Genomic DNA, 25,754 nt, shown 5'->3' on the forward strand with positions numbered 1-25,754 from the left:
ACGGAGTTGCAGCCGGTCATGGCTGTAGATAAGGCCTCACGAGGGCTGAGTCGCGCCCAAATTTCGCCGCAAGCGGACCGTAAGGCTGGAGAACTGTCCCGGCGGCATGAACCCGAAGGTCGAAGCCCCGAGTTTTCGATCCGCAAGAAGGAAGAATCATGAGCCGTGCTACCAGCTTTCTCGTCCTCGCCGTCATTCTCGTGGTGGTCGTCGTTGGCGGGCTCTTTTATCTGGACCAGGCCGTTGAGCCGCAGGCCCAGACAGTGGAGAAGGTTCTCCCAGATGACCAGTTCTCGCGTTAAGCCGATGGCGCGGCGGCGCTTTGCCGCCGGTTTGGCGCTTATCGCTTTCCTTTCGGCTTCCGGTTCCCCGGTTTTCGCCCAAGACGCGAATATGCTGCAGGCCCCTGAGGGCATGCAGCCCGCGCGACCGGTACCGCAATCGCTGGCCGAACCCTCGTCCGGAGAGACTGCCGCCGGGTCCGCCGTGGGGCCGCAAAGCATTGTGCCGCCGGGCTTCGGGGCGACGACCCCTTCGTCGGCGTCGCGTACTGTGGAGCCTTCTGGTCCTGCGCAGTTTTTTCCTGCCGGGGTGCAGCCTGCGGAACAAAGCGTTCGCGTTCTGGGTTCCGTGCCGGGGCGAAGCGGGTCGGGCATCGAGATCGGTTCGCTTTCCGTCGTCGATGCGGCCACAGCGGGTCTTCTGAGCGGCCAACAAGGCTTCGGTGCGGATATGTGGCGAGGCGCTTCCCGGTCGGATATCGACAGCTATCTTTCGCGTTTGCCGGTGCCGATGCGTTCGCCCGTCATGAGCGATCTTGCGCGCCGTCTCCTTCTCACAGGGGCACGGACGCCGGAAGGGGCGGGTAACGCAAGCTCGCTGCTTGCCACGCGGCTCAACTTGCTGATCGCCGCCGGGCACACCCAGGCTGCGCTTCAACTCGCCGAAGCGGCAGGCAAGGAACGCTCGCCGGGTGTGGCTTCGGAACTCGCGCGGGCGGCGCTCGCGCAAGATAATGAAAAGCTCGCCTGCGGCGCGTTGAAAGACATTCCGCCGGGAAACGATCCCGCGCATGACGGGATGGCTGCCTTTTCGGTGAAGCTCAGCACCTATTGCCAGATTGCAGCGGGCAATCGGGAAATAGCGAGCCTCACACTCGACCTTGCGCGTGAGGAAGGACTCGACGATCCGCTCTTCTATTCGCTTGCAAGCGAGGCTGCGGCGGGAATCACGCTGCGCGCGCCCGAGCCGAACGAACTCGGCATCCTGGATGCTGCCTTCTACCGTCTTGCCAAGCGTGATTTGCCGGAAAACGCCACGGCAATCGCAGTGCCGGCGCTTCTGCCTTCGCTGCTCGACGACCGGTCCATCTCCGCCGAACAAAAGGTCGAGGCGGCTGAGCGGGCGGCAGCATACGGGCTCATCAACGGGCGCCAGCTTGCGGCTTTTTACAGGAAGCCGCGCTTCACGAACGAACAAATGGCGGGGTTGCTGACCTCCGACATCCCGGAAGCCTCTCCCTTGCGCCGGGCCATGATCTATCAGTCGATTGGATCGGCGGTGGCGGCCGATGAGCGCATCCAGCTTTTCAAGCTGGCCTTTGCGACGGCAGAAAGCGCTGGCCTCTACTATCCGACTGTCGAAGCCCTATATTCTGAACTGAGCGCGATGGAACCGAACGACGCGCTTCGCCCACTGGCACCGGCGGCGACCCGTGCCTTCATCGCCATCGGTGAAAACACGAAGGCCAGGGAGTGGTTTGCCCTGGTGGCGCCGGGCGGTCAGATGCTTGGCCGCGACGAGCGGGAATTGTCCGGTCTGATGAGGGTCGCTGACGGTTCGGCGAACGATTTCGATGGTAAAAAGCTTTCGGCGGAAATCATTGCCGACCTTAAATCCGGCGTGAAGTCGACGCAGTTTTATGCCGCAAGCGAAGCAATGCTTCTGGACGCGCTCGGGTTTCAGCTCGATCCCGCCGTCTGGGATGCGCTGCTTGATGCGCGCGGCGCGCTGACGGGCAAGGTTCCGCCCGAGGCGCTGCTTAATCGGTTGCATGCGGCGGGCGCCAGAGGGGCGGTTGGTGAAACCGTGCTGCTTGCGCTCGACGCGGCGGGACAGGCCGGCCCCGGTTCCGTACATCCGCGTGCCTCGGCGCAGGCGGTGGCAAGTCTTCGGGCCGTCGGTCTGGAAAGCGAGGCGCGGCGCCTCGCATTGGAAGCGCTGATGGCGAGAAGTAGCGCCGGACGCGGTTGAGTAAAAGGTGAGTTACATGGCGAAAGAGTCTCAGGAGCGCGGGCAACATCTCGAAGCCTTTCTCGAAATGCTGAGCGCGGAGCGCGGTGCGGCTCGCAACACGCTCGATGCTTACGAACGCGATCTGAAAGATTTCTCCGCTTTTCTCACCGCGCGGGGTAAGCCCGCGACGGCTGCGGCGACCAAGGACATTCGCGACTATCTCGAAAACCTCGCGGCGCAGGGCCTTTCCGCTTCGACTGCCGCGCGGCGTCTTTCCGCCATCCGTCAGTTTCACGGGTTCCTCTTTGCCGAAGGTATTCGGTCCGACGATCCTTGCGGTTCGATCGAAGGCCCGCGCCGCGCCCGCCCGCTGCCCAAGACGCTGACGGTCGAGGAGGTCGATGCACTTCTTTCCGCCGCACAACGGGCGGAAGACGGGCGCACCCAGGAAGAAGCGGTCCTCGCCTACAAGCGCGCGCGCCTCGTTTGCCTGATGGAAGTTCTTTATGCGACGGGGCTTCGCGTCTCCGAACTTGTCGGCCTGCCGCTTTCCGCCGTACGCGGTGATGAGCGGTTCCTTGCGGTGAGCGGCAAGGGCGGGCGCGAACGTCTCGTGCCGCTCTCGGAAACCGCGCGGGCCGCCATCGACGCCTATCTGCCGCTCCGCTCGATGCGTCTCGGCGATCAGGTTTCACCCTGGCTTTTTCCTTCGCGTGGACGGCAGGGTCATCTTACGCGCCATCGTTTCGCACAGCTTTTGAAGGATCTGGCGGTCGCCGCCGGGCTCGATCCGACGCGCGTCTCGCCTCATACTCTGCGCCATGCCTTTGCAAGCCATCTGCTTGCGAACGGTGCGGATCTGCGCGCGGTGCAGCAGATGCTCGGCCATGCCGACATCTCGACCACGCAGATCTACACGCATGTGCTCGACGAGCGCCTGAAGGAGCTGGTGCAGACGCATCATCCGCTCGCGAAGAAGGGCAAAGCCTCCTAGAGCCTGCCGATCCGCGTCAGCTTGTCGGGATTACGCATCATGTAAAGCGTCGAGATGAGCCCATTGCTGATGCCGAAGCTCAGTGCCGCGTGGACAAGGTCTCCCTCATAGATGATGAAGCCGGGCAACCCGTTCACGGTTGCCGGCGTCACAGCGAGGTTTTCCGGCCGCTTCTTCAATATGCCCATGAAGAAACGCGATACGCGGTCCGCTCCATAGAGCGGGTTCAGTGCCGCGATCGCTTTTCCGCCGCCATCCGAATAGAAAACCACATCCTCGCTCATGCAGTCGATCAGTGCCTGCGGGTCCGCGCTCGTGATGGCAGCGCTGAAGGCATTGGTGAGACGAAGATGTTCACGCGCGTTGGTGTCGAAGCGCGGATGCGCCTCCTGTACACGTTTGCGGGCGCGGCTGACCGTCTGGCGGCAGGCGGCTTCCGATTTTCCAAGCAAGGCTGCGAGCTCGCCATAGTCGTAGTCGAAGGCGTCATGCAGAAGGAAGGCCGCGCGTTCTTCCGGCGCCAGCCTTTCAAGCATATGGAGAAGCGCCATCGAAATGTCGTCGGCAAGCGACAGACGATCTTCCGGTGTGGCTTCGGTTTCGAGCGCGGCAGAAATGAGGGGCTCGGGCAACCAGGGCCCCACATAGGTTTCGCGCCGTGCGCGTGCGGTACGAAGCTGGTCGATACCAAGGCGCGTTACCGTCGTCACGAGCCAGGCTTCCGGATTGCGGATCGTTGAAATGTCCGCGCCGCGCCAGCGGAACCAGGCCTCCTGCACCACGTCTTCCGCGTCGCTTGCCGATCCGAGGATGCGGTAGGCAACACCGAAGGCGCGGGAGCGGTGACGCTCGAATATCGCGTCCGTTTGCATCTCCTGTTTCGCTGCGCCGTTCATGCGGCTCTCGGCTCCTTCAACGTCGCGTCCGTTTCCTCACCCGCGATCACGGCGCGCTGGCATGCTTGACCATATCCCATTGCGCGTTTCACCGTGGGGAAGACGCGGGTCGAGGCAATGGCGAGGGCGATCTCGCATATCCCCGCCTTTCCCCAGCGCTGCTCGACGGCATGGCGCAGGTCTTCGGCGCGCGGGTCTCTCGCCACGAGGTGACGGGCGAACTCGAAGGCCAGTCTCGTTTCTTCGTCCATTGCGGCGGGATTTTCTTCAACGGCCGCGCGAAGGAGACGGGGGGCGGCGCCCGCATCGAGTGACAGTTTGATGACGGTTTGAAGACAGGGGCCGCAATCTTCCGCATGAACGGCGGCAATGCGGACCGCGCTCACCGCATCCACGGGCAGGGTGCCCCGATGGCGGCTCATGGGTACGAAAAGGACGAAACGCCAGAAGCCGCGCGGCGAAGCTTCATACAAATTGCGCATGAAATCAGCGCTTTCGCCCGTCACTTCCTCCTGCTTGCGGATCAGGCGGCCTATTATGTTTTTCAGCATAATATTCTCCTTTGTCAGTGATTTGGACGGGCGGGCGCGCACCACCAAACAAGCGCCGCCGCAATCAGGGGCGGCATGAAGACACCGGGAAGGTCGATCAGGATGTGTTCGAGGGGGAGCCGCGCGGCAGCGATATCCCAGATATGAAGGGCTGCGTGGAGGCCGAGATAAAGCGTCACTGCACTGAGCAGGGCGGTCGAATGGTCGGGCCAGCGAAGCGGGGCTGCGCTCAATATCGCAAGCATCAGATAAGCGACGCCAATATCGCGCACAAAATGGGGGTTATAGGGGCCGGTATTCGGCACACCGTCGATACTGGCGTACCAGCCTGCCGGGTCCGCGAGCATCCAGATGGCGTTGATGAGCCAGATGGCGGCAAAGAGAGCGAGAGCAACCTGCCTTGCGGGCGGGTGCCGGTAAGAGGCGGTGGCGCTTTCGGTCATGGAAGCCTCCGTGTTCGGGGAGCGTTGATTACGAAGGGAAGACGTGGCGCTCGGCAGCTTTGTGACAGGCGGACCCGGAACCGCAGGATTCCGCCATTTACCATTGGCCGCCGGGCCGGTTGACAAGGGCGCGGGGGCGGGCCAGTGTGCCGCGCACTTGCAAAAAAAGGGGGCCCCGTGACGAGGCCCGCCGCCCGGTTCCGCATTGCGGCCGGACAGGAGCTGCCGGAGCGCGATGCATACTTATCTCGATTTCGAGAAACCGATTGCCGAACTGGAAGGCAAAGTGCAGGAGCTAAAGCTTCTTGCGCAGGAAGATCCGTCCGTCAGCATTGGCGATGAGGTGTCGAAGCTCGAGCAGAAAGCGTCTCAGCTTCTTCAGGAAACTTATGCTTCGCTTACGCCCTGGCAGAAGGTGCAGGTTGCACGTCATCCCTCGCGTCCGCACTTCCTGGATTACGTCGAACGTCTGGCTGAAGATTTCACGCCGCTTGCGGGTGACCGTGTTTATGGCGAAGACTCCGCCATTGTCGGCGGTATTGGCCGTTTCCGTGGCCGTTCGGTCATGTTTATCGGCCACGAAAAAGGCTCCGACACGCAGGGCCGTATCAAACATAATTTCGGCATGGCCCGGCCCGAGGGTTATCGCAAGGCGATTCGCCTGATGACGCTTGCCGAACGGTTCGGTATTCCCGTCGTCACGCTTGCCGATACGTCGGGGGCCTATCCCGGCATGGAAAGCGAAGAGCGCAGTGTGGCGGAGGCGATTGCGCGTTCGACGGACCGCTGTCTTTCTCTCGGGGTGCCGCTTATTTCCGTCATCATCGGCGAAGGCATGTCGGGTGGCGCCATCGGCATCGCCTGCGGCAATCGTGTGCTGATGCTCGAACACTCGATCTACAGCGTCATCTCACCTGAAGGTGCGTCGTCGATCCTTTGGCGCAGTTCCGACAAGGCGAAGGATGCGGCAACCGCCATGAAGATCACGGCCCAGAATCTTCATGAGCTTGGCGTGATCGATCGCATCCTGCCGGAGCCTGTCGGCGGCGCGCACCGCGAGCGCAACCAGATGATCAAGGAAACCGGCGATGCGATTGCCGAGGAGCTGAAGGGCCTTGAAAAGCTCGATGCGGACTCGATTCGCCGCGTCCGCCGCGAAAAGTTCCTCGCGATGGGCCGCATCGGACTTTCCTGACCCTGACCGGTGCGATTTTAGCCCGGGCCGATCCGGGACCAGGACCGGATGCCCTTACCGAGCTTTATGTCCAGAAAAACATGATGAGCGGCACGGCGACGATGGCGACGACGATTTCAAGCGGCAGGCCAAGCCGCCAGTAATCCGAAAACTTGTATCCGCCCGGACCCATCACCAGCGTGTTCGACTGGTGACCGATCGGTGTGAGAAAAGAGCAACTGGCCCCGATGGCAATGGTCATGAGAAAGGCGTCGGGATTGACGCCCATCGCCTGCGCGGTCGCAATCGAAATCGGCGCCATGATGAGCGCCGTGGCGGCATTATTCACGACATCGGTCAAAGCCATCGTGGCGACGAGAAGGAGCGCGACGACGGCCCATACAGGCAGCGTTCCCGCCGTGCCTGCAATGCTCTGCGCGATGAGAAGGTCTGCACCTGTGTTCTGGAGCGCCTGCCCGACGGGGATCATTGCGCCGAGCAGCACGATAACAGGCCAGTCGATGTGCCGGTATAGATCGCGCAGTGGCAAGATGCCCGTAATGACATAGAGGATAATTGCAGCGATGAAGGCGACGGCTATCGGCAGAATGCCTGTCATAGAGAGGCCGATCGCGCCTGCGAAGATCGTGAAGGCGGTTCCCAGCCGCTGGGCACTGCCGAGCCGGAGGCCGCGTTCGGGAAGTGGCAGCAGTCCGAGTTCGGGCGGCACCTGCAGGTCTTCTCTTTCCTTTGTTTGCAACAAGAGTACGTCGCCGGTCTGAAAGCGGACGTTGTGAAGCCTTCCGCCGACGGGCTTGCCCTGACGCGCGACGGCGAAGAGTTGAAACTCGTCCTGCGCGAGCCGCGAAAGCGTTCGCGGACCAAAGCCGATCAATGGGGAATTCGGCCCGACAATCGCCTCCATGAGCTTCAGGTCCGAACTCGTGATGTCGGCGCGGGTTTCTCCTTCCGGGCTCACGAGCTCCAGCCCCTGTTTGTTGAGGAACTCGGTCAGGTCTACCGGGTCGGCGCGAAGAATAAAAAGGTCGCCGGCTGCGATCGGCTGCCAGGACTCCGGCTGATAGAGCTGACCGTCGTCGCGCACGCGCGCGGCAATGGCGATATCTTCGCCCGCCGCCGTCTCCATATGCGTGATGCGCCGGCCGACAAGCGGACTTTTCTCGCGAACGCGGACCTCGATCACATACTCCTCAAGAGAAAACATGTCTTCGGGTTGAACGCCGCCTTTGCGCTCGCGTGGAATGAGCCGCCATGCGCCGAGTGCGATAAAGAGAATGCCGATCACCGCAATCGGCAGGCCCACCCACGCAAAGTCGAACATATGGAACGGTTCGTCCGTATAGGAGCGGCGAAAGCTCGCGATGATGATATTGGGCGGTGTGCCGATCAGCGTGATCATGCCGCCAAGCATTGAGCCGAAGGCAAGCGGCATCAGCAGCATGGCGGGCGGGCGGCCGCGTTCGGTTGCCGTTGCCAGGGCGACCGGCAGCATGATTGCCAATGCGCCGACATTGTTCATGAAGGATGAGGCCAGTGCGACGACGCCGGTCAGCACGGCAATGTGGCCCGTTGCCGTTTTGGTGAGCGGTCCGATCCGCTGCACAATGACATAGACGAGGCCGGAGCTTCGCAATGCTTCGGAAACGACCAGGACGGCGGCCACGGTGATGACGGCGGGGTGGCCGAAGCCCGACAGCAGTTCTGCCGGTTCGACCAGACCCGTGAACCCGACGGCGACCAGCGAGATCAGCGCAACGATATCGTGGCGCAGCTTGCCGGAGGCAAACAGGACGAGAGCGAGAAAGAGAATACCGAAGGAAAGGCCCTGCTCGAGGGTCATGAAGGGGCGTCTCCTTTTGTGATCCCCATCTCGCGAAATGCGTCGCGTACGTCGTCGGCAAAGAGTTCGGGTTCTTCCATCGCGGCGAAGTGCCCGCCACGATCCATGATGCGCCAGCGCACGATGTTGTAGCCGCGTTCTGCCCAGGATCGCGGTGTATCGGGCAACACGTCGATTGGATATTCGGAATAGGCGGTCGGCACCCGCACCTTCTCGCCGGGCAGGAGCTGGGACGAGCCTTCGGCGGGGCCGGCCTTGTAAAGCGTGTTCGCGGCGTTGATCGTTCCGGTGAACCAGTAGATCGAGAACTGGGTCAGGATATCGTCGAAGGGAAAGCGCGCGATCATGCCTTCCATCGTGTCGGTCTTGTCGGTGTCGCCGAGGCGGTAATATTTGTCGGCGAGCCAGCCCGCGAGGCCGGCGGGACTGTCCATCAACCCAAAGGCAAGCGCCATGGGCTTCGTTGACTGGATCGAGCGGTAGCCCTCTTCCTGCCGCCACCATTTCTGCATCCGGGCGATCCAGTGACCTTCCTCTTCGCTCACCGGCGGCTGGCTTTCATGCTTCAGCGAAGGCCGGAGCGGCAGCATGGTGAGGTGGATGCCCATGAGGCTATCGCTGTGCTGGAGGGCAAGGCGCGATGTCACGAAGCCTCCCCAGTCGCCCGCCTGCGCCGCATAGCGGTCATAGCCCAGCACTTCCGTCATCACCCGGTGCCAGAGGTCGGCGATTGCGGCCGGGCCTATCGGCTTTCTCGGCAGCGAGGAAAAGCCATAGCCGACAAGCGAGGGAACGATAACGTCGAAGGCCGGTCCCGCCTTCCCGTATTTCTCCGGATGCGCCAGCGGATCGACGACGTCGAGAAATTCGCGAAAGGTCGATGGCCAGCCATGCGTCAGAATGAGCGGTACCGGATTGTCGCCCGAGCCGCGCTCATAGATGAAGTGGATGGTGTGATCCTCCCCCTCCTCATCCGTCAGCGTGGCGCGGTATTGGGGGAAGCGATTGAGCTTCGCTTCGGCTGTGCGCCAGTCGAAATCGTCGCGCCAGTATTCGACCAGCCGCTCCATATAGGAAAGGTTCGTGCCGTAGTCCCACCCCCCGTTCCCGAGCGGTTCATTGGGCATGCGCGTGCGTTGCAGGCGCCGTTTCAGATCCTCGACCTCCGCCTCCGCGACATGGATAGAGAAAGGGTCGGCGGGCACGATGCGATGCGTCATTCCGCATTCACTCCTTCACCTGGCTGACGAAGGCGCGCACGTCATCGGCAAATACCTTGCCGGTTTCGAGGGCTGCGAAATGACCGCCATGCTCGAAATCGCTCCAGCGGACAATGTTGTAGCCCTTCTCCACCATGCTGCGCGGCGGAAAGACGAGAAACTCCTTCGGGAAGTTGGCGATGCTTGTGGGTATGTCGACCTTCGTGCCGGGAGCCATGTTGGTGCCGCCTTCCTCGAACATGCCCCGGTAGAACCACGTGGCCGTGTTGAAGGTTCCCGTGACCAGATAAATCATGATGTTGGTGAGAAGCTGGTCCTTGGTGAAGGCATTTTCGATGTGCTCATTGCCGTCCGGGCCGCGCCGGTCCGACCAGCCGTGGAATTTTTCCACGATCCAGGCGGCCGCCCCCACGGGGCTGTCCATCATTCCGTAGGAGAGCGTCAGCGGCTTGGTCATTTGCAGGCGCATATAGGCGCTTTCGAGCTCGAAGGTCATCGCGGCGCCTGCCGCCCATTGCTGCTCCGTTTCCGTTTCGGGGAGTGCTGCGGGCCGCACACCATACATGTTGAGATGCACCGCCTTGCAGCCGCCGCCTTTCGTGACGGCATGTTCATAGGCCAGCCAACCCGAAACGACGGAGCCCCAGTCGCCGCCCTGCGCAATGTAGGTATCGTAGCCGAGTACGTCGCGCATCAGCTTGTCCCAGAGCGCGGCGGTGCCTTTCGGGCCGATGGGGTTTTTCAGCTTTCCCGAAAAACCGTAGCCCGGCAGCGAGGGTACGACGAGGTTTACGCCTTCTTCCGCCTTGCCGCCGGACTTCTCTGGATGTGCGAGCTGTTCGATGACGTCATAGAACTCGAAGACCGAGCCCGGCCAGCCATGCGTGAGCAACACCGTCTCCGGATTGGTGCCCGAGCCTTTCACATGGATGAAGTGAACAGTGTGGCCATCTACCTCGGCATGGAATTGCGGAAAGGCATTGAGCTTCTTTTCCGCCGCGCGCCAGTCGAACTTGTCCGTCCAATAGGTGCAAAGTTCACGCATATATTCCATGTCGGTGCCATAGGCCCAGCGGTCGCTGCCCGGTGCGATTTCCGGCATCTCGTGCCATTCATAGGCGCGCACTTTCGCCATGATGGCATCGAGCTGTCCCTGGGGAATGTCGATGGTGAAAGGAGTGGGGGTCATTTCCGCCTCGCTGCATTTGTTTTCATTCTTCGTTGCAGGCGATTATGGCAGTGCGGGACGCTGCCGCAAGCGGGCGAGATTGCGGGAGGGGGCTCGCGTCAGTAGAATTGCCGGACCAAAAGAACATAAAAATCGAGGGGAGAGGAAATGGCCGAAGCCGCAATGGCCAAGGGAGCAGCGCCTGCGAAGCTGTCGCCGGGCTACAGACGCTACGCACTTATGATTCTCGTGCTCGGCTATACGTCGAGCCATGTCGATCGCAATATCATGGGAATCCTTCTTGAGCCCATCAAGGCGGATCTTCTCCTTTCCGATACGCAGCTGGGTTTTCTCTCCGGCATCGCCTTCGCGATTTTCTACGCAACGCTCGGAATCCCGATTGCGCTTGTCGCCGACCGCGGTAACCGGCGAAACATCATCGCATGGGCAATCGCCATCTGGAGCGGTATGACGGCGCTTTGCGGTCTTGCCGGCAATTTCTGGCAGCTAGCACTCGCGCGTATCGGTGTCGGCGTTGGCGAGGCGGGCTCCAGCCCGCCCTCCCATTCGATGATCGCCGACATGTATGGACCGAACGAACGCGCCAGCGCGATGGCGGTATATTCGCTCGGCGTCTATTTCGGCGTGATGATCGGCTTCCTTGTCGGCGGCTGGGTTGCTGTCTGGTATGGCTGGCGCGTGGCCTTCTTCGTGGTCGGGTTGCCGGGGCTTCTTCTTGCCCTTCTCGTTCGCTTCACGCTGGTCGAGCCGGAGCGTGGCGGGGCGGATGGCATGGCGCCGGAAAAAGCGGATGCGCAGCTCAACATCAAGACCGGCCTCGCCCTTGTAAAAGAGGGCTTCCATCATCTCTGGCACACTGCGGCCGCGCGGCACGTCGTTTGCGGCGTTACCATCACATCCTTCGTCGGCTATGGCGGCGTGATGTGGGGCCCGGCCTTCCTTATCCGCACGCATGGTATGTCGATTGGTGAAGTCTCGACCTTCCTTGCGATCATCGTTGGTGTGGTCGGCGGTCTGGGTGCCTATATCGGTGGACATATGACGGACCGTCTCGCGCAGAAGGACGAACGCTGGAATACCTGGGTGGTGGCCTGGGCGAAGGTGCTGGTCGTACCTTTCATCGTTGCCTTCTATCTCATGGACAACACGCCGGCCTTCTATCTCGGTACGTACCCGGTCTCGATCCTCTGGGTTCTTTATGTGCCGATCTCCTTCCTCGGCGCATTCTATCTGGGGCCGTCCTTCGCCATGATCCAGACGCTGACGCCGCCTGCGAAAAGGGCGCTTTGCTCGGCCGTGATGCTGTTCATCATCAACATCATCGGTCTCGGCTTCGGCCCGCAATTTGTTGGCATCCTGTCGGATTTCTTCAACCACACGATGGGAATGGGCACCCAGTCGCTTCGCTGGGCGCTCTTCGGCACGTCTATGCTCAACCTCTGGGCGGCGGCGCACTACTTCCTTGCCGGCCATCATCTGAAGAAATCGTCATCGGGCGGTCATCGCGCCTGATCTGCACCGCACAAACGGAAAGAGCCGCGCTTCATGCGCGGCTCTTTTTGTTTCCGTCCGACGTGGCTCTGAGGGTCAGAGTGCGCCGTGGCAGTGTTTGTATTTCTTGCCTGAGCCGCAGGGGCAGGGCGCGTTGCGCGGGGTCTTGCCCCATGTGCGCGGATCGTTCGCGTCCATGGCAACGCCCGGATCGTTCCGCGCCGGGCGTTGAAGGGTGGCGGTGTCGCCATCAGCGAATTCTTCCTCGCCGGTCACCGGATCGGCATGGTGAGCATGCATTTCAGGTAGCGGTTCGTTTTCGATCTTCGGCGCCTGCTCTTCCGTCACGAACTGTGCGACGGAGAGTTGTCTTGTCACGTCTTCGCGAAGCCGCGCAAGAAGGCTTTCAAAGAGTTCAAAGGCTTCGGACTTGTATTCATTGAGCGGATCGCGCTGCGCATAGCCGCGCAGGCCGACGGCCTGACGCAGGTGGTCGAGCATCATGAGGTGTTCGCGCCAGTGAAGGTCGAGCGTCTGCAAGAGAACGGCTTTCTCGACCTGGCGCATGAGCTTCGGGCCGACTTGTGCCGTCTTCGCAGCCATCAGGCGGTCGGAGGCGGCATTGATGCGTTCGCGGATTTCCTCGTCGGCAATGCCTTCCTCTTCCGACCATGTCTCCACGGGCAGGTCGAGGTCGAGGTTCTTTTTCGCATCTTCCTTCAGGCCCTGAAGATTCCACTGCTCCGCATAGGCTTTCTCGGGCACATGCAGCGACACCATGTCGTCGATCACCTGACGGCGCATGTCGTCCACCGTGTCCGACACGTCGTCTGCACGCATGAGTTCGACGCGCTGCTCGAAGATCGCGCGGCGCTGGTCGTTCATCACATTGTCGTATTTCAGCAGGTTTTTGCGGATATCGTAGTTCCGCGCCTCGACCTTCTGCTGCGCCTTTTCGAGCGCCTTGTTAATCCAGGGGTGGACGATGGCTTCGCCTTCCTGGAGGCCGAGCTTCTGCAGCATGCCGTCCATGCGGTCCGTGCCGAAGATGCGCATCAGGTCGTCTTCGAGCGACAGGTAGAACTTGGAGCGGCCGGGGTCGCCCTGACGGCCGGAACGCCCACGGAGCTGGTTGTCGATGCGGCGGCTTTCGTGGCGTTCGGTGCCGATGACATAAAGACCGCCGGCTTCGAGAGCCTGGCGCTTCTTTGCCTCGATATCGGCCTTTACTTCTTCCGTCTTGCGGGCGAATTCGGCTTCATCCTCGATGCCGGCCGTCTCGTCGGCGAGACGCATGTCGACATTGCCGCCGAGCTGAATGTCGGTGCCGCGGCCGGCCATGTTCGTCGCGATGGTGATTGCGCCGGGCACACCCGCCTGCGCCACGATATGCGCTTCCTGTTCGTGGTAGCGCGCGTTCAGAACCTTGTGCTTGACCTTCTTCTTCTTCAAAAGCTCGGACAGCGTCTCCGATTTCTCGATAGAGGTCGTACCCACAAGGACGGGTTGGCCGCGCGTCGCGCAGTCCTCGATCTCGACGATCATCGCCTCGTATTTTTCGAGAGCCGTGCGATAGACCTCGTCGTCTTCGTCCGCACGGGCAATCGGCTTGTTGGTCGGGATTTCCAGCACTTCGAGGCCGTAAATATCGCCGAACTCGTTTGCTTCCGTCAGGGCGGTACCCGTCATGCCCGACAGCTTGTCGTACATGCGGAAGTAGTTCTGAAAGGTGATTGAGGCGAGCGTCTGGTTTTCCGGCTGGATCTGCACACGCTCTTTCGCTTCGAGCGCCTGGTGCAGCCCGTCGGAATAACGGCGGCCCTCCATCATGCGGCCGGTGAACTCGTCGATGATGACGACCTTGCCCGCCTTGACGATGTAGTCCTTGTCCTTCTGGAACATCTTGTGCGCGCGCAGCGCGTTGTTCACATGGTGAACGATGGAGATGTTCTCGATATCGTAAAGGCTGCCTTCCTCCAGGATGCCCTGCTCCTTGAGGATGCCCTCGATGCGTTCGTTGCCGTCCTCAGTGAGGTTGACGGTGCGTTGCTTCTCGTCGAACTCGTAATCATCCTCGCCGATCAGCGGAATCACTTCGTCGATGGAGAGATAGAGGTCCGACTTGTCGTCCAGCGGACCTGAAATGATGAGAGGCGTACGCGCCTCATCGATCAGGATCGAGTCCACTTCATCGACGATCGCGAAGGCATGGCCGCGCTGCACCATAGAGGTCAGCTGGTACTTCATGTTGTCGCGGAGATAGTCGAATCCGTATTCGTTGTTCGTGCCGTAGGTAATGTCGGCGGCATAGGCTTCGCGGCGCTGGTCGTCGTTGAGTCCGTGAAGGATCACGCCGACTTCAAGGCCGAGGAAGCGGTGAACTTCGCCCATCCATTCGGCGTCGCGCTTGGCCAGATAGTCGTTCACGGTAACAATGTGGACGCCCTTGGCGGGTAGCGCGTTCAGATAGGCGGCAAGGGTCGAAACGAGGGTCTTGCCTTCGCCGGTCTTCATTTCGGCGATATTGCCGTCATGAAGCACCATGCCACCTATGAGCTGCACATCGTAATGGCGCTGGCCCAGCGTACGTTTCGCCGCTTCCCGCACGGTAGCGAAGGCTTCAGGCAGAATTTCGTCGAGGGTCGCGCCATCCGCCAGCCGTGCGCGGAATTCGGCGGTCCTGGCCTTCAGAGCATCGTCGCTCAGGGCAGCCATATCCGTTTCGAGCGCGTTGATCGCTTCGACACGGGCTTTGTAAGCCTTGATCTTCCGGTCATTGGAGGAGCCGAAAAGACGCTTGGCGAAGGCGCCCAAGCTTGCCATCAGGTCAAATTCCTCTTGCGGTGCGCTCCCGATGTAAGGGCGCGCCTCAGCCTTGTCAATCGAACGCGGACGCTTGGCGATTCCGGCGGAAGGCTGCGATCCGCTGCAATTTGCTTTCGGCATGGGTCTGGCAGGTGTCTGACGGGTGAGAGGTGTAGCGCTTGTGTGACCGAGGGGCCCGGCCCATTATGGTCGGCCCAAATTTGGCCCGTTTTGACCGTTTCCCTGCATCCATGAGCCCGAAGAGGCTGCTTACCCGCTAAGGAAGGCCCGTTCCATGTCCGTTTTTCGTCGTTTCGCTTCTCCGGCCGCCATTGCGGCTGTTTTTCTGGCTGCTCTCGCTTCAGGGCCCGCGCTCGCACAGCAGGAAGAAGAGGTGTCCGACGAGGTGGTCGCGACGGTCGATGGCACACCGATCCGCTATTCGGATCTTGCCATGGCGGATGAGGAGATGGGGGCAGCGCTGGCCCAGGTCGAACCGCAGGTCCGCTTCCAGTATCTCCTTGGTATGCTGATCGACCGGCGCGTTGTCGCGCTCGAGGCAAAGGAAAAGCATGTGGATGACGATCCGGCGGTCAAGCGCCGTCAGGATTATTTTAACGAGAAGGCGCTGCGCGACGTCTATTGGGTCCAGCTTATGCAGGACAAGGTGAGCGACGAGGCGATCGAGGCCGCTTATGAAAAGAACATCGCCTCCGCCCCTGCCGAGAAGGAGGCGCATGCCCGCCATATCCTGCTCGAACGCGAGGACGAGGCGAAGAAAGTTGTTTCCGAGATCGAGGGCGGCAAGAGCTTCGAGGCGGCGGCGAAGGAATATTCGCGCGACCCCGGTTCCTCCGATGATGGCGATCTCGGCTTCTTCCGCAAGGAGGAGATGGTGCCGGAATTCGCCGACGCAGCCTTTACCATGAAGCCGGGCGAGATTTCCGGCCCGGTCCAGACGCAGTTCGGCTGGCACGTCATCCAGCTTGTCGAGTTCCGCGATTTGCCCAAGCCGACGCTTGAGGAAGCGCATGACGATATCGTGAGGAAAATCGCACGCGAGGAGGGGCAAAAGCTCATGGAGAAATTGCGCTCCGGTGCGAAGATCGAGATTATCGGCGTCGAATCGGCCGCGCCTTCGTCCGGACGTCCGCAGCTTGCGCCGCCGGTCGAAGAATGATGCGCCGGGCGCAGGACAGCTAGCGGGCGGAGCGGCGGATGGTGACGAAGAAGACGGCGCGGACGGGCACCAAGATCTCGGTCAAGCCGAAGCGCAAGACGAGCGGCAAGGCGAAGCCCCATAGCAAGGCGAAGCAGACTCGCGCCCAGCGCAAGACCGTGAAGCCGAAGGCTGTCGCCAAGGCGAAGCCGAAGGTGGTGGAAAAGCCCGCTCGCAAGGCCGCGAAGAAGCCGGTCAAGAAGAAGGCCGCGCCCAAGGTCTCTCCGCTCGCGCCAAAAACCTATGCGAAGCTGCCACCCGTCGAAGGCGTTCTGCTCGGCACGGCGGCGGCGGGCATCAAATACAAGGGCCGCACGGACCTTCTTGTCGTGGAGATGGCCGAGGGTACGCAGGTTGCCGGTGTCTTTACGACATCCAAAACGGCTTCCGCCCCTGTCGAATGGTGCAAATCGAGCCTCGCGGAGGGCGGCGAGGGCCGAATGCTTGTCGTCAATTCGGGCAATTCCAACGCCTTCACCGGCAAGGCAGGTGTCGCGACCGTCAAGGCGACGGCGTCTGCCGCCGCACATGCGGGGGGATGCCGCCAGAAGGATGTCTTCATCGCCTCCACCGGCGTCATCGGTCAGCCGATGGACCCGGAACCCGTGGTGAAGGGCATCGATGCCGCGCTTGGTGCTGCCGCGGCCGATAAATGGGACGATGCCGCCCGCGCCATCATGACGACCGACACCTATCCCAAGCTTGCGACGCGCAAGGTGAAGATCGGTGACGCCGAGGTCACGATCAACGGCATTGCCAAGGGCTCCGGCATGATTGCGCCGGACCTTGCAACCATGCTCGTCTTCATTTTCACGGATGCGGCAATTCCCGCGAAGATCCTGCAAACGCTGCTTCTGCTTGGCGTGCGCGACAGCTTCAACGCCATTACGGTCGATAGCGACACCTCGACCTCCGACACGGTCCTCGTTTTTGCGACAGGTGAGGCCATGAAGGATGAGCCGCGCATCGCGCGGGCAGGCGATCCCCGTCTCCGCGAGTTCCGCGCCGCGCTGGACGACATCATGCTCGACCTCGCGCATCAGGTGGTGAAGGACGGCGAGGGGGCGACGAAGTTCGTCCGCATCGCGGTTTCAGGTGCACAGAGCCATCAGGCCGCCCGGCGCATCGGCATGGCCATCGCGAATTCGCCCCTCGTGAAGACCGCGATTGCGGGCGAGGACGCGAATTGGGGCCGTGTGGTCATGGCGGTCGGCAAGTCGGGCGAGGCGGCGGATCGCGACAAGCTCACCATCCGTATCGGCGGCATCGATGTCGCGAAGAACGGCATGGCCGTTCCCGGCTATGACGAGACGCCGGTCGCGCGGCACATGAAGGGTACGGATATCGACATCGCTGTCGATGTCGGCGTCGGCAAGTCCTCCGCCACGGTCTGGACCTGCGACCTCACCTACGACTACATCCGCATCAATGCGGATTATCGCAGTTGATCGAGTTTCCTCTTTTTTAACCAGGATCGCACAAGGCGCGGCAACAGGCTGCGGCCTCCACCCCGCCTTAACCCGGAGACTTCAACATGGGAGACGAGTGCGAAGGCAAGACGGCTGAGCCCAAACGGCTCGTGCTCGTCGCGGCCTGTGTGCTTGTCGATGCGGATGGGCGGGTTCTTCTCGCCCGCCGTCCCGAGGGCAAGCCGATGGCGGGCCTCTGGGAGTTTCCGGGCGGCAAGGTGGAGCCGGGCGAAGTGCCCGAGGCCTGTCTTATCCGGGAGCTGAAGGAAGAGCTCGATATCGACGTCGCGAAGGCCTGTCTTGCGCCGCTGACCTTCGCGAGCCACGAATATGAGGGCTTTCACCTCCTGATGCCGCTTTATGTCTGCCGGCGCTGGGAAGGTCAGGTCCGGGCTCTCGAAGGGCAGGCGCTGACATGGGTACCTCCGGCACGGCTCCGGGAGTATCCGATGCCGCCTGCGGACGAGCCGCTGGTGGCGGCAATACGCGACCTGCTTTGAGGCGGCGCGGACGATGAGGGGGTGACGAAGGTGAAGTATCTGGATTTCTGGCGAGCCTTCTGCGCGGATGAAGGCGGCGCCACGGCGATTGAATACGGTCTCATTCTGGCGGCGCTGTCGATGCTCGTCATTGCTGCCATTTCTACTCTCGGCGAAACCTTGCGCACGACCTTTTTCGAGAAGGTTGCCGAAGCACTGAGCTGATTTCAGCTTCCGGCCTTGTCTCCCGCCGGCCGTTCCACCGTTCCGAGCGCATCGGCAAGGCGCGCTTCGGCGCTGCCAGGTGTCAGCGGCTTCTGCTGGCTTTCATGCGGTGCCCATCCCGTCACGATGACGATGTCGAAGGTCGCGGGCACACGCCCGTCCGGCAATCCGAATTTTTCCCGGTAGATTTCCGCGGCCCGCATCAGGGTCGCGCGCCGCAGCGGTGTTCGCCGCCGCTCGGAAAGCGCATTCGTTTCGCCCATGCCGCGCAACTCCGCCATCAGCCTCAGCGGATCGGCATAACGCACCGTCACCCGGTCCGTATCGGCGACGGGCAGTGCGAAGCCCGCGCGCTGCATGAGGCTGCCCATGTCGCGCAAATCCGCGAAGGGCGATATGCGGGGCGATAGACCGCCCTCGCATTCAATTTCAGCCTCGCCGAGCGATTGCCTCAACTCCGTCAGTGTTTCCCCGCCGAAAAGCGCGGCAATGAAAAGCCCGTCGGATTTCAGCGCCCGGCGGGCCTGGATCAGTGTGCCCGGCAAGTCGTTCACCCAGTGGAGCGAGAGAATGCTGGTCACGAGGTTGAGGCTGCGGTCGGCGAAGGGAAGCGTCTCCTCATCCGCCACGATTTTTGGCCCGGTGGTGTGGCGCAGCATCTCGCTGGAGAGGTCGGCTGAAATCAGGGTGCCGATCTTGCCGTCCTGCAACGCCGCGTCGGTCATCGCCTGCCGCAGCGCGCCCCGGTGGGCGCCGAGGTCGGCGGCCACCTCGAAGCTGCGATTCACGCCCGCTATCCGTTCCACGATGTCCTCTCCCGCCCGGCGCACCAGGAAGTCGTGGAGGGGAAAGTTCTCCGCGGCGCGGTCGCGGCGGCGGCGCAGTGTGGTGCGGTCGAAGACGTGCATTCCGGGGCCGGGCTCTCTGGGATCTGTTTCTGGCATGGCGCGCATATTGGGTGCGGCGCGCTCTGGCCGCAAGGCCGCCTTCTCCCGTGCTAGTCTCGTGAAGGGCAGGGCATGAGGAGCAGATGGCGGCTTTCGGGGCATGGAGATGGGAGTGGACGGCGCGGGCGAGGGCGGGTCTTGCCGGTCTTGCCGATGCGATCCTGCCGCCTCTCTGTCTTTCCTGCGGCCGTGGGATCGAGATACATGGTGCGCTTTGCGGGCGCTGCTGGTCCGAGGTGGATTTCATCGAACGGCCCTGGTGCGCGGTGACGGGCCTCCCTTTTCCCTATGAGGCGGGGGAGGGGGCGGTGAGCGCCGTTGCCCTTGCACATCCGCCGCCCTATGCACGTGCTCGAGCCGTCATGCGCTACAGCGATGCGAGTGCGCGTCTCGTTCACCGCTTCAAATATTCCGACCGGATGGAGGCGGCGCCTGCCTTCGCGCGCTGGCTGATGCGGGCGGGCGCGGACATTCTCGCCGATGCTGATCTCGTTGTGCCGGTGCCTCTTCACCGGCAGCGGCTTTTCTCGCGCCGCTTCAATCAGTCGGCGGAACTTTCGCGCGTCATTGCGGATCTCGCCGGCATTGCCCATGAGCCGGCGCTCTTGATGCGCACAAGGGCGACGCGGCCCCAGGTCGGGCTGACCGGCGATCAGCGCCGCCGCAACGTCGCCCGTGCCTTTGCCGTTCGTCCGGGACGGGAGGAGCAGATCAGGCAGCGCAAGGTTGTTCTTGTGGACGATGTCATGACCACAGGGGCGACGGTCGAGGCCTGTTCGCGCGCTCTCCTGAAGGCGGGCGCGGCGGAGGTTTCCGTGCTTTGTCTTGCCCGGGTTGTCCCTGCGGGCGGCGCCTCTATATGATATGTGATCCATTTTTGACGGAGTACCGCCCATGGCGGATGTAACAATCTACACGACCATGCTTTGCCCCTACTGCCACCGGGCAAAAAGCCTGCTGGAGAAGAAGGGCGTTTCCTTTACCGAGATCGATGTCGGCATGGATGCCGACAAGCGGCAGGAAATGACCCGTCGCGCCGATGGCGGCTACACGGTGCCGCAGATTTTCGTCGGCGAGACCCATGTGGGCGGCTGCGACGATCTTTATGCGCTCGAGCGGGCTGGCAAGCTCGATTCCCTTCTTGCTGCCTGAGCCATGAGCGAAGCCCCGCAATCCTTTCTGGCCGCCTGCGTGCAGATGCGCAGTTCCTGCGACGTTGCGGAAAATGTCGCCGCGGCGGCAGCGCTCATTTCGGAGGCGGCAGAGAAAGGCGCTGCGCTTGTGATGACGCCGGAGATGACCTCTCTCCTTGTCACGAAGACGGGCGATCTATTCGCCAGCGTGCGCGAGGAAAAGGACGACGAGGCGCTGGCCGCCTTCCGTGCGCTTGCGGTGGAAAAGGACATATGGCTTCTTGCGGGCTCGTTGCCGATCAAGCTCTCCGCCACCAAGGTTGCGAACCGCTCCTTCCTGATTTCACCGGAGGGCGAGGTTGCCGCGCGCTACGACAAGATCCACATGTTCGATGTCGATCTTGAAGGCGGCGAGAGCTACCGGGAGAGCAAGAATTACGAGCCGGGCCGCGAAGCGATCATCGCGAAGCTTCCCTGGGGCCGCATCGGGCTCACCGTCTGCTACGATGTCCGCTTTCCCCATCTCTATCGTACGCTGGCGCAAGCGGGCGCGGACTTTCTCAGCGTACCGGCGGCCTTCACGAAACAGACCGGCGAGGCGCATTGGCACACGCTGCTGAAGGCGCGCGCCATCGAGACAGGATGTTTTGTTTTTGCCCCCGCGCAGGGCGGCAAACATGAATGCGGCCGTGAGACCTATGGGCATAGCCTCGTCATCGCACCCTGGGGCGAGGTGATTGCCGAGGCCGCGCATGACGAGCCGGGCGTCATCCTTGCGGAAATCGACACCGGACGCATTGCATCCGCGCGGCGCAAGGTGCCAAGTCTCGGGCATGACCGTGGCTTCGTTCTCCCGGAAGGCGAAAAGACGAGGCGCGTGTCATGATCCGCTACGCGCTTCTCTGCCAGAAGGACCATGAGTTTGACGGGTGGTTTCCGTCTTCCGACGGATTCGAGGCGCAGGTTGCGGCGGGCGATGTACTGTGCCCGCATTGCGGCAGCCCGAAGGTGCGCAAGGCGCTGATGGCTCCCAGAATCGGAAAAAGCATCGGAAAGAAGAGCACGGCGAGCGAAGTAGCTGCATCGACGCCCGCGGAACTTGCGCAGAAGATGAGCAAGATGATGCTCGCCCTCAAGAAGCACGTCGAAGAAAATTGCGACTATGTGGGTGACGCCTTCGCGGAGGAAGCGCGCCGCATTCACTATGGCGAGACGGAGCATCGCGATATTTACGGTGAGGCGACGCCCGAAGAGGCGGTCGAACTGATCGAGGAGGGCGTCGAGGTCGCGCCGCTTCCGGTCACGCCCCGCCGCAGCGCGAACTAGGCTTCCACGCCGAACACATCCCTCAGATAGGGATTGAGGAACCGTCCCTCCGGGTCGAGACCTTCGCGCACCTCCAGAAAATCCTGCCACTTCGGGTAAAGGCTCGCGAAGTCTGCCGCCTTCAGTGTGTTGAGCTTGCCCCAGTGCGGGCGTCCCTCATGTTTGCGGAAGATCGGCTCGATCAGGCTGAAATAGGGCGTGTAGTCCTCTTCGTGATAGCGGTGAACGGCAATCGAGCAGCTCTCGCGCTTGTAGAAGGGGCTCAGCCAGATGTCGTCCGGCGCGACGGTGCGGAACTCGATCGGAAAGAAGACTTCCACATCGTTCATCTCGATGGTTTCGATCACTTCGCGCAGTGCCTCGGTCCCGGCTTCGCGCGGCAGGTGATATTCCATCTCATTGAAGCGCACATTGCGCTCCGTCGACAGCGTCTTGTGCGAATAGTCGACGCGGGTCTCCGGTTCCATGCCGCCAAGGATCTTCTGGATCACCCAGCGCCGGGTGGCGGGCGACCAGCCGAGCCAGTCCTGCAATTGCTGCAACTGGCGCAACCCGTCATCGTCCTCGTTCACGGGCTCTGGCGTTTCGGGCTCGTCCGTCAGGTCGTTGATGATGCCGATGGTCATGCCCGAATAGGGAATGTAGTAGAACTCGAAATTCCGGTGCTTCGACCAGAGTTCGGGCGCCTGCTCCAGCATTTCCTCGACAGGTGCCGTCCAGGTACGCTTCTTCAGCTTGTAAAGCGGGCGCGCTTTGAGCGTCGTTTCCGTGACGATGCCAAGCGCGCCGAGCGACACGCGCGCGGCCTGGAAAAGCTCCGGGTTTTTCGTCGCATCGATATCGACTGCCTCGCCCGAGGCCGTCATCAGCCGCATGCCGTCGATAAAGGTCGAGAGCGAGCCGATGCCGGAGCCGGTGCCATGCGTTGCGGTCGAGATCGCGCCCGCAATGGTCTGCTTGTTGATGTCGGGCATGTTGTCGAGGGCAAGGCCGTTCTCGGCGAGGAGTGAGCCCGTCGCGCCGAGCCTCGTGCCTGCCTTGAAGGTTGCCTTGCCGCCTGCCTTGTCTGTACTGACCAGACCGCTCATGCGGTCGAGCGAGAGTAGCGTTCCTTCCGTCGGCACCAGCCCGGAGAAGGAGTGCCCTGCGCCCACGGCGCGGATGGGCGTTGCGCCCTTGCTCACGATTTCCGCCAGTTCCGCTTCGCCCGAAGGGGCCACGCGCAGTGCGGGCGTGCAGCTTTGTGCGCCTGACCAGTTCTTCCACGGGATGACGCGCTTTGCGCCTTCCTCCGCGGCAAAGGCGTCGCTGATCGCGGCGGGTATCGCGCCGGTTGCGGCAAGGGCGGAGGCGGATGCGGCATATTGCAGAAGGCGGCGGCGCGACAGCATTACTGCGATTCCTTTTCTTCGTTTTCTTCTTGCAGGCTCGCGATGGAAGGGGCCGCCATGAAATGCGTCAGCGTGAGGAAATCCTCGGCGGTGCATTCGATGCATTGGCCGAGCGGCGGCATGCCGTTGAAGCCGTTCACGATATTGTCGAGGAGCTTGTCTTCGCCCTTGGCGAGACGGGGTTCCCATGCCGTCGTGTCATGTGTCTGCGGTGCGCCCGTCACCGGGTCTTCGTGGCAGGTCTTGCAACTTGCGGCGTAGAGTTCGGTGCGTTCCGGGTTCAGCACCACAGGTTGCATGGCATCCGGCTTTCCGTCGCACCCCGCGAGCAGCATCAGCGTGAGCGCACCCACGCAAATCCCCATCCAGTTCTTCATCTCCCCCCTCTTCCTGGCTTGCCTTCTTCTTATTTTGCAGGCCTTTCGGCCAGCGCCATGTAGTTCACATCCGTATCGCGGCCAAGCGACCATTTGTCGGCGAGTGGATTATAGCTTACGCCGGTCAGCTCCTTGAGGCTGAGCCCGGCCTGAGCGATGCCCGCTTCCATTTCGTTTGTCGTGATGAATTTCTTCCAGTCATGGGTCCCGCGCGGCAGCCAGCCGAGCACATATTCCGCGCCGACGATGGCGAGCGCATGGGCCTTGAAGGTGCGGTTCAGCGTTGCGATGAACATGAGCCCGCCCGGCTTCAGCATGGTCGCGCAATCAGCGAGGAAGCGCATCGGGTCGGCGACATGCTCGATCACTTCCATGTTGAGGATGACGTCGAATGTCTCGCCAGCTTCGGCCAGCGCTTCCGCCGTGGTGCAGCGATAGTCGATATCGAGCCCCTGTTCGGCGGCATGGACGCTCGCCGTCGCGATATTCTTCTCCGAAGCATCCGCGCTCACCATTGAAGCGCCGAGGCGCGCCATGGGCTCTGAGAGCAATCCGCCGCCGCAGCCGATATCGAGGAAGCGCAGCCCCTCGAAGGGCCGCACGGATTTCGCATCGAGCCCGAAATGGGCGATGGCGCGCTCGCGGATATAGGCGAGGCGGACGGGGTTGAACTTGTGGAGGGGGCGAAATTTGCCCTGCGGATCCCACCATTCCGCGGCCATGGCCGAGAAGCGGGCGACTTCCTCCGGGTCGATGCTGGAGGCGATCCCAGCCGCCGCCGCCGTCCCGGACAGTCCTTCATTCGTCTTAATGCCGGCCATTATGTGCGCTTTTCCCAGCGTTAACAAGGGTTCTAGGCGGTAACAACCGCCGGTTGCGGCTCTGCCCGGGGGCCTGTATGTATGGCCGCGCGCGGCGGCGCGGGTCCACCTTTCACGAGGTCATGATATAGGGCGCCATATAAAAGGTCTGGCCCTGTAAGGTCCAGCGCGCCGGATTTTACGGCCTTTTCTGGCCGCCGATGAGGATAGTGGAAGAAGCAATGGCCAGACTGGTCATGAAATTTGGCGGAACCTCGGTGGCTGACATCGAGCGCATCCGCAATGTTGCGCTACATGTGAAGCGCGAGGTCGATGCGGGTCACGAGGTCGCGGTCGTTGTTTCCGCTATGGCGGGCACCACGAACCAGCTCGTTCAGTGGGCGCGTGAAACCGCGCCGCTGCATGATGCGCGCGAATACGACACTATCGTTGCGAGCGGCGAGCAGATCACGATCTCGCTCCTCTCCATCGAGTTGCAGCGCATCGGCATTCCCGCGCGCTCCTGGCTTGGCTGGCAAATTCCGATCCGCACCGACGGTGCGCATGGCGCGGCCCGCATTCTCGACATTGACGGCGGCGAACTCGTCAACCGGCTCGGCCAGGGTCAGGTCGCCGTGATCGCGGGGTTCCAGGGTCTCGGGCCGGACAACAGAATCACAACGCTCGGCCGCGGCGGTTCCGACACCAGCGCGGTCGCTGTCGCCGCCGCGATCAAGGCGGATATTTGCGATATCTATACCGATGTCGACGGCGTCTATACGACGGACCCCCGCATCGTTGCGAAGGCCCGAAAGCTTGATAAGATCAGCTACGAAGAGATGCTGGAAATGGCGTCTCTCGGCGCCAAGGTTCTCCAGACCCGTTCCGTCGAACTCGCCATGGTTCATCGGGTGCGCCTGCAGGTCCGCTCGAGCTTCGCTGCGCCCGACGCCCCGCACAGTGCCTATGGCGCGGGCGGTAATGGCCCCGGTACTCTAGTTTGCGACGAGGATGAAATCGTGGAACAGCAGGTCGTGAGCGGCATCGCCTATTCCAAGGACGAGGCGAAGGTGACGCTTGTGAAGGTCGAGGACAAGCCCGGCGTCGCCGCGCGCATCTTCGGTCCGCTCGCGGACAACTCCATCAATGTCGACATGATCATCCAGAACGTGTCGGATGATGGCAAAAGCACGGACATGACCTTCACCGTGCCGCAGGCGGAGCTTACCCGCGCCGAGGATGTGATCCGCAAGGCGCAGGCCGAGATCGGCTGCAACGAGGTCAAGACCGACACGAATGTCGTGAAGGTTTCCGTTATCGGTATCGGCATGCGCAGCCATGCGGGTGTCGCCCAGACCATGTTCCAGACGCTGGCTGAAAAGGGCATCAACATCCTTGCGATCACCACATCCGAGATCAAGGTCAGTGTGCTGATCGCTGCCGACTATACCGAGCTTGCCGTGCGCGCGCTGCACACGGCCTATGGCCTGGACGCCGAGTAAGCGAGGGCGCTCTTGAACCTCCAGCGC

General features: G+C 62.1%; 25 protein-coding genes. 14 read left to right on the forward strand and 11 right to left on the reverse strand.

Translation table 11 applies throughout. From position 1 onward, the window contains the following. The first annotated feature begins 158 nt into the window (after positions 1 to 158). The 3 genes from ABJO61_RS10960 to xerD are packed head-to-tail and all read left to right on the forward strand — an operon-like array spanning position 159 to position 3,229. Positions 159 to 302 carry a hypothetical protein gene (locus tag ABJO61_RS10960; protein ID WP_348328454.1) on the forward strand — a complete coding sequence of 48 codons (144 nt, stop codon included), beginning with the start codon at positions 159 to 161 and terminating at the stop codon, positions 300 to 302. Then, on the forward strand, positions 283 to 2,253 hold the full coding sequence (locus tag ABJO61_RS10965; protein WP_348328457.1) for a hypothetical protein: 1,971 nt from the start codon (positions 283 to 285) through the stop codon (positions 2,251 to 2,253). The genes ABJO61_RS10960 and ABJO61_RS10965 overlap by 20 nt, the downstream gene beginning before the upstream one ends. Before the next feature lie 16 nt (positions 2,254 to 2,269). Next, complete coding sequence (gene xerD, locus ABJO61_RS10970) at positions 2,270 to 3,229, forward strand: site-specific tyrosine recombinase XerD (protein WP_348328460.1); 960 nt, start codon at positions 2,270 to 2,272, stop codon at positions 3,227 to 3,229. Here xerD and ABJO61_RS10975 read toward each other — a convergent pair. The 3 genes from ABJO61_RS10975 to ABJO61_RS10985 are packed head-to-tail and all read right to left on the reverse strand — an operon-like array spanning position 3,226 to position 5,119. Continuing rightward, positions 3,226 to 4,125 (reverse strand): sigma-70 family RNA polymerase sigma factor, encoded by a 900-nt coding sequence (locus tag ABJO61_RS10975; RefSeq protein WP_348328463.1) that lies wholly within the window; start codon positions 4,123 to 4,125, stop codon positions 3,226 to 3,228. The two genes, xerD and ABJO61_RS10975, sit on opposite strands and share 4 nt — an antisense overlap. After that, complete coding sequence (locus ABJO61_RS10980; protein ID WP_348328466.1) at positions 4,122 to 4,676, reverse strand: hypothetical protein; 555 nt, start codon at positions 4,674 to 4,676, stop codon at positions 4,122 to 4,124. Before ABJO61_RS10980 ends, ABJO61_RS10975 begins: the two co-directional genes overlap by 4 nt. 14 nt (positions 4,677 to 4,690) lie before the next feature. Further along, the gene (locus ABJO61_RS10985; RefSeq protein ID WP_348328469.1) at positions 4,691 to 5,119 is read right to left on the reverse strand and encodes a hypothetical protein; all 429 of its coding nucleotides are present in this window, start codon (positions 5,117 to 5,119) and stop codon (positions 4,691 to 4,693) included. A 235-nt stretch (positions 5,120 to 5,354) separates the two neighbouring features. On the opposite strand from ABJO61_RS10985, the gene ABJO61_RS10990 reads away from it, so the two are divergent. Further along, complete coding sequence (locus tag ABJO61_RS10990) at positions 5,355 to 6,314, forward strand: acetyl-CoA carboxylase carboxyltransferase subunit alpha (protein WP_348328472.1); 960 nt, start codon at positions 5,355 to 5,357, stop codon at positions 6,312 to 6,314. 64 nt (positions 6,315 to 6,378) lie between these two features. Here the strand turns inward: ABJO61_RS10990 and ABJO61_RS10995 are convergent, their stop codons facing one another. From ABJO61_RS10995 to ABJO61_RS11005, 3 genes are read right to left on the reverse strand one after another with little or no spacing between them, the layout of a single operon-like run. Beyond that, complete coding sequence (locus ABJO61_RS10995; protein ID WP_348328475.1) at positions 6,379 to 8,154, reverse strand: SLC13 family permease; 1,776 nt, start codon at positions 8,152 to 8,154, stop codon at positions 6,379 to 6,381. Continuing rightward, positions 8,151 to 9,374, reverse strand: a complete 1,224-nt coding sequence (locus ABJO61_RS11000; RefSeq protein WP_348328478.1) for an epoxide hydrolase family protein — start codon at positions 9,372 to 9,374, stop codon at positions 8,151 to 8,153. Before ABJO61_RS11000 ends, ABJO61_RS10995 begins: the two co-directional genes overlap by 4 nt. A gap of 7 nt (positions 9,375 to 9,381) precedes the next feature. After that, positions 9,382 to 10,563 (reverse strand): epoxide hydrolase family protein, encoded by a 1,182-nt coding sequence (locus ABJO61_RS11005; protein WP_348328481.1) that lies wholly within the window; start codon positions 10,561 to 10,563, stop codon positions 9,382 to 9,384. Positions 10,564 to 10,710: 147 nt separating this feature from the next. Between ABJO61_RS11005 and ABJO61_RS11010 the strand changes: the two genes are divergently transcribed. Continuing rightward, positions 10,711 to 12,075 (forward strand): MFS transporter, encoded by a 1,365-nt coding sequence (locus ABJO61_RS11010; RefSeq protein ID WP_348328484.1) that lies wholly within the window; start codon positions 10,711 to 10,713, stop codon positions 12,073 to 12,075. Positions 12,076 to 12,150: 75 nt separating this feature from the next. On the opposite strand, the gene secA is transcribed toward ABJO61_RS11010, so the two are convergent. Then, on the reverse strand, positions 12,151 to 14,877 hold the full coding sequence (gene secA, locus ABJO61_RS11015; RefSeq protein WP_348328487.1) for a preprotein translocase subunit SecA: 2,727 nt from the start codon (positions 14,875 to 14,877) through the stop codon (positions 12,151 to 12,153). A gap of 277 nt (positions 14,878 to 15,154) precedes the next feature. On the opposite strand from secA, the gene ABJO61_RS11020 reads away from it, so the two are divergent. The 4 genes from ABJO61_RS11020 (at position 15,155) to ABJO61_RS11035 (ending at position 18,251) form a co-directional block, all read left to right on the forward strand. Continuing rightward, on the forward strand, positions 15,155 to 16,039 hold the full coding sequence (locus ABJO61_RS11020) for a peptidylprolyl isomerase (RefSeq protein ID WP_348328490.1): 885 nt from the start codon (positions 15,155 to 15,157) through the stop codon (positions 16,037 to 16,039). Between the two features lie 38 nt (positions 16,040 to 16,077). Further along, entirely contained in the window at positions 16,078 to 17,526 is a 1,449-nt protein-coding gene (argJ, locus tag ABJO61_RS11025) for a bifunctional glutamate N-acetyltransferase/amino-acid acetyltransferase ArgJ (RefSeq protein WP_348328492.1), read from the forward strand. 86 nt (positions 17,527 to 17,612) lie between these two features. Next, entirely contained in the window at positions 17,613 to 18,047 is a 435-nt protein-coding gene (gene mutT / locus ABJO61_RS11030; protein ID WP_348328495.1) for an 8-oxo-dGTP diphosphatase MutT, read from the forward strand. 21 nt (positions 18,048 to 18,068) lie between these two features. After that, positions 18,069 to 18,251, forward strand: coding sequence for a Flp family type IVb pilin (locus ABJO61_RS11035; protein WP_348328498.1), 183 nt, complete (start codon positions 18,069 to 18,071; stop codon positions 18,249 to 18,251). Positions 18,252 to 18,253: 2 nt separating this feature from the next. Here the strand turns inward: ABJO61_RS11035 and ABJO61_RS11040 are convergent, their stop codons facing one another. Continuing rightward, positions 18,254 to 19,159, reverse strand: coding sequence for a methyltransferase domain-containing protein (locus tag ABJO61_RS11040; RefSeq protein ID WP_348328501.1), 906 nt, complete (start codon positions 19,157 to 19,159; stop codon positions 18,254 to 18,256). 122 nt (positions 19,160 to 19,281) lie between these two features. Here ABJO61_RS11040 and ABJO61_RS11045 point away from each other — a divergent pair, with 122 nt between their 5' ends. From ABJO61_RS11045 to ABJO61_RS11060, 4 genes are read left to right on the forward strand one after another with little or no spacing between them, the layout of a single operon-like run. Next, positions 19,282 to 20,061 (forward strand): ComF family protein, encoded by a 780-nt coding sequence (locus tag ABJO61_RS11045; RefSeq protein ID WP_348328504.1) that lies wholly within the window; start codon positions 19,282 to 19,284, stop codon positions 20,059 to 20,061. A 31-nt stretch (positions 20,062 to 20,092) separates the two neighbouring features. Then, positions 20,093 to 20,350: a glutaredoxin 3 gene (grxC, locus tag ABJO61_RS11050; protein WP_348328507.1), complete on the forward strand. Its 258-nt coding sequence runs from the start codon at positions 20,093 to 20,095 to the stop codon at positions 20,348 to 20,350. 3 nt (positions 20,351 to 20,353) lie between these two features. Further along, positions 20,354 to 21,217: a carbon-nitrogen hydrolase family protein gene (locus tag ABJO61_RS11055; RefSeq protein ID WP_348328510.1), complete on the forward strand. Its 864-nt coding sequence runs from the start codon at positions 20,354 to 20,356 to the stop codon at positions 21,215 to 21,217. Further along, on the forward strand, positions 21,214 to 21,657 hold the full coding sequence (locus ABJO61_RS11060; protein WP_348328513.1) for a DUF1178 family protein: 444 nt from the start codon (positions 21,214 to 21,216) through the stop codon (positions 21,655 to 21,657). The genes ABJO61_RS11055 and ABJO61_RS11060 overlap by 4 nt, the downstream gene beginning before the upstream one ends. Here the strand turns inward: ABJO61_RS11060 and ABJO61_RS11065 are convergent. The 3 genes from ABJO61_RS11065 to ubiG are packed head-to-tail and all read right to left on the reverse strand — an operon-like array spanning position 21,654 to position 24,246. After that, positions 21,654 to 23,048, reverse strand: a complete 1,395-nt coding sequence (locus ABJO61_RS11065; RefSeq protein WP_348328516.1) for a D-arabinono-1,4-lactone oxidase — start codon at positions 23,046 to 23,048, stop codon at positions 21,654 to 21,656. The genes ABJO61_RS11060 and ABJO61_RS11065 overlap by 4 nt on opposite strands. Beyond that, complete coding sequence (locus ABJO61_RS11070) at positions 23,048 to 23,425, reverse strand: c-type cytochrome (RefSeq protein WP_348328519.1); 378 nt, start codon at positions 23,423 to 23,425, stop codon at positions 23,048 to 23,050. The genes ABJO61_RS11065 and ABJO61_RS11070 overlap by 1 nt, the downstream gene beginning before the upstream one ends. Positions 23,426 to 23,454: 29 nt before the next feature. Next, positions 23,455 to 24,246, reverse strand: a complete 792-nt coding sequence (ubiG, locus tag ABJO61_RS11075) for a bifunctional 2-polyprenyl-6-hydroxyphenol methylase/3-demethylubiquinol 3-O-methyltransferase UbiG (RefSeq protein ID WP_348328522.1) — start codon at positions 24,244 to 24,246, stop codon at positions 23,455 to 23,457. 221 nt (positions 24,247 to 24,467) lie between these two features. Here ubiG and ABJO61_RS11080 point away from each other — a divergent pair, with 221 nt between their 5' ends. Beyond that, the gene (locus tag ABJO61_RS11080) at positions 24,468 to 25,727 is read left to right on the forward strand and encodes an aspartate kinase (RefSeq protein ID WP_348328524.1); all 1,260 of its coding nucleotides are present in this window, start codon (positions 24,468 to 24,470) and stop codon (positions 25,725 to 25,727) included. The last annotated feature ends 27 nt before the right edge of the window (positions 25,728 to 25,754 follow it).

Source organism: Parvibaculum sp. (assembly GCF_039973015.1).
Taxonomy (GTDB): Bacteria; Pseudomonadota; Alphaproteobacteria; order Parvibaculales; family Parvibaculaceae; genus Parvibaculum.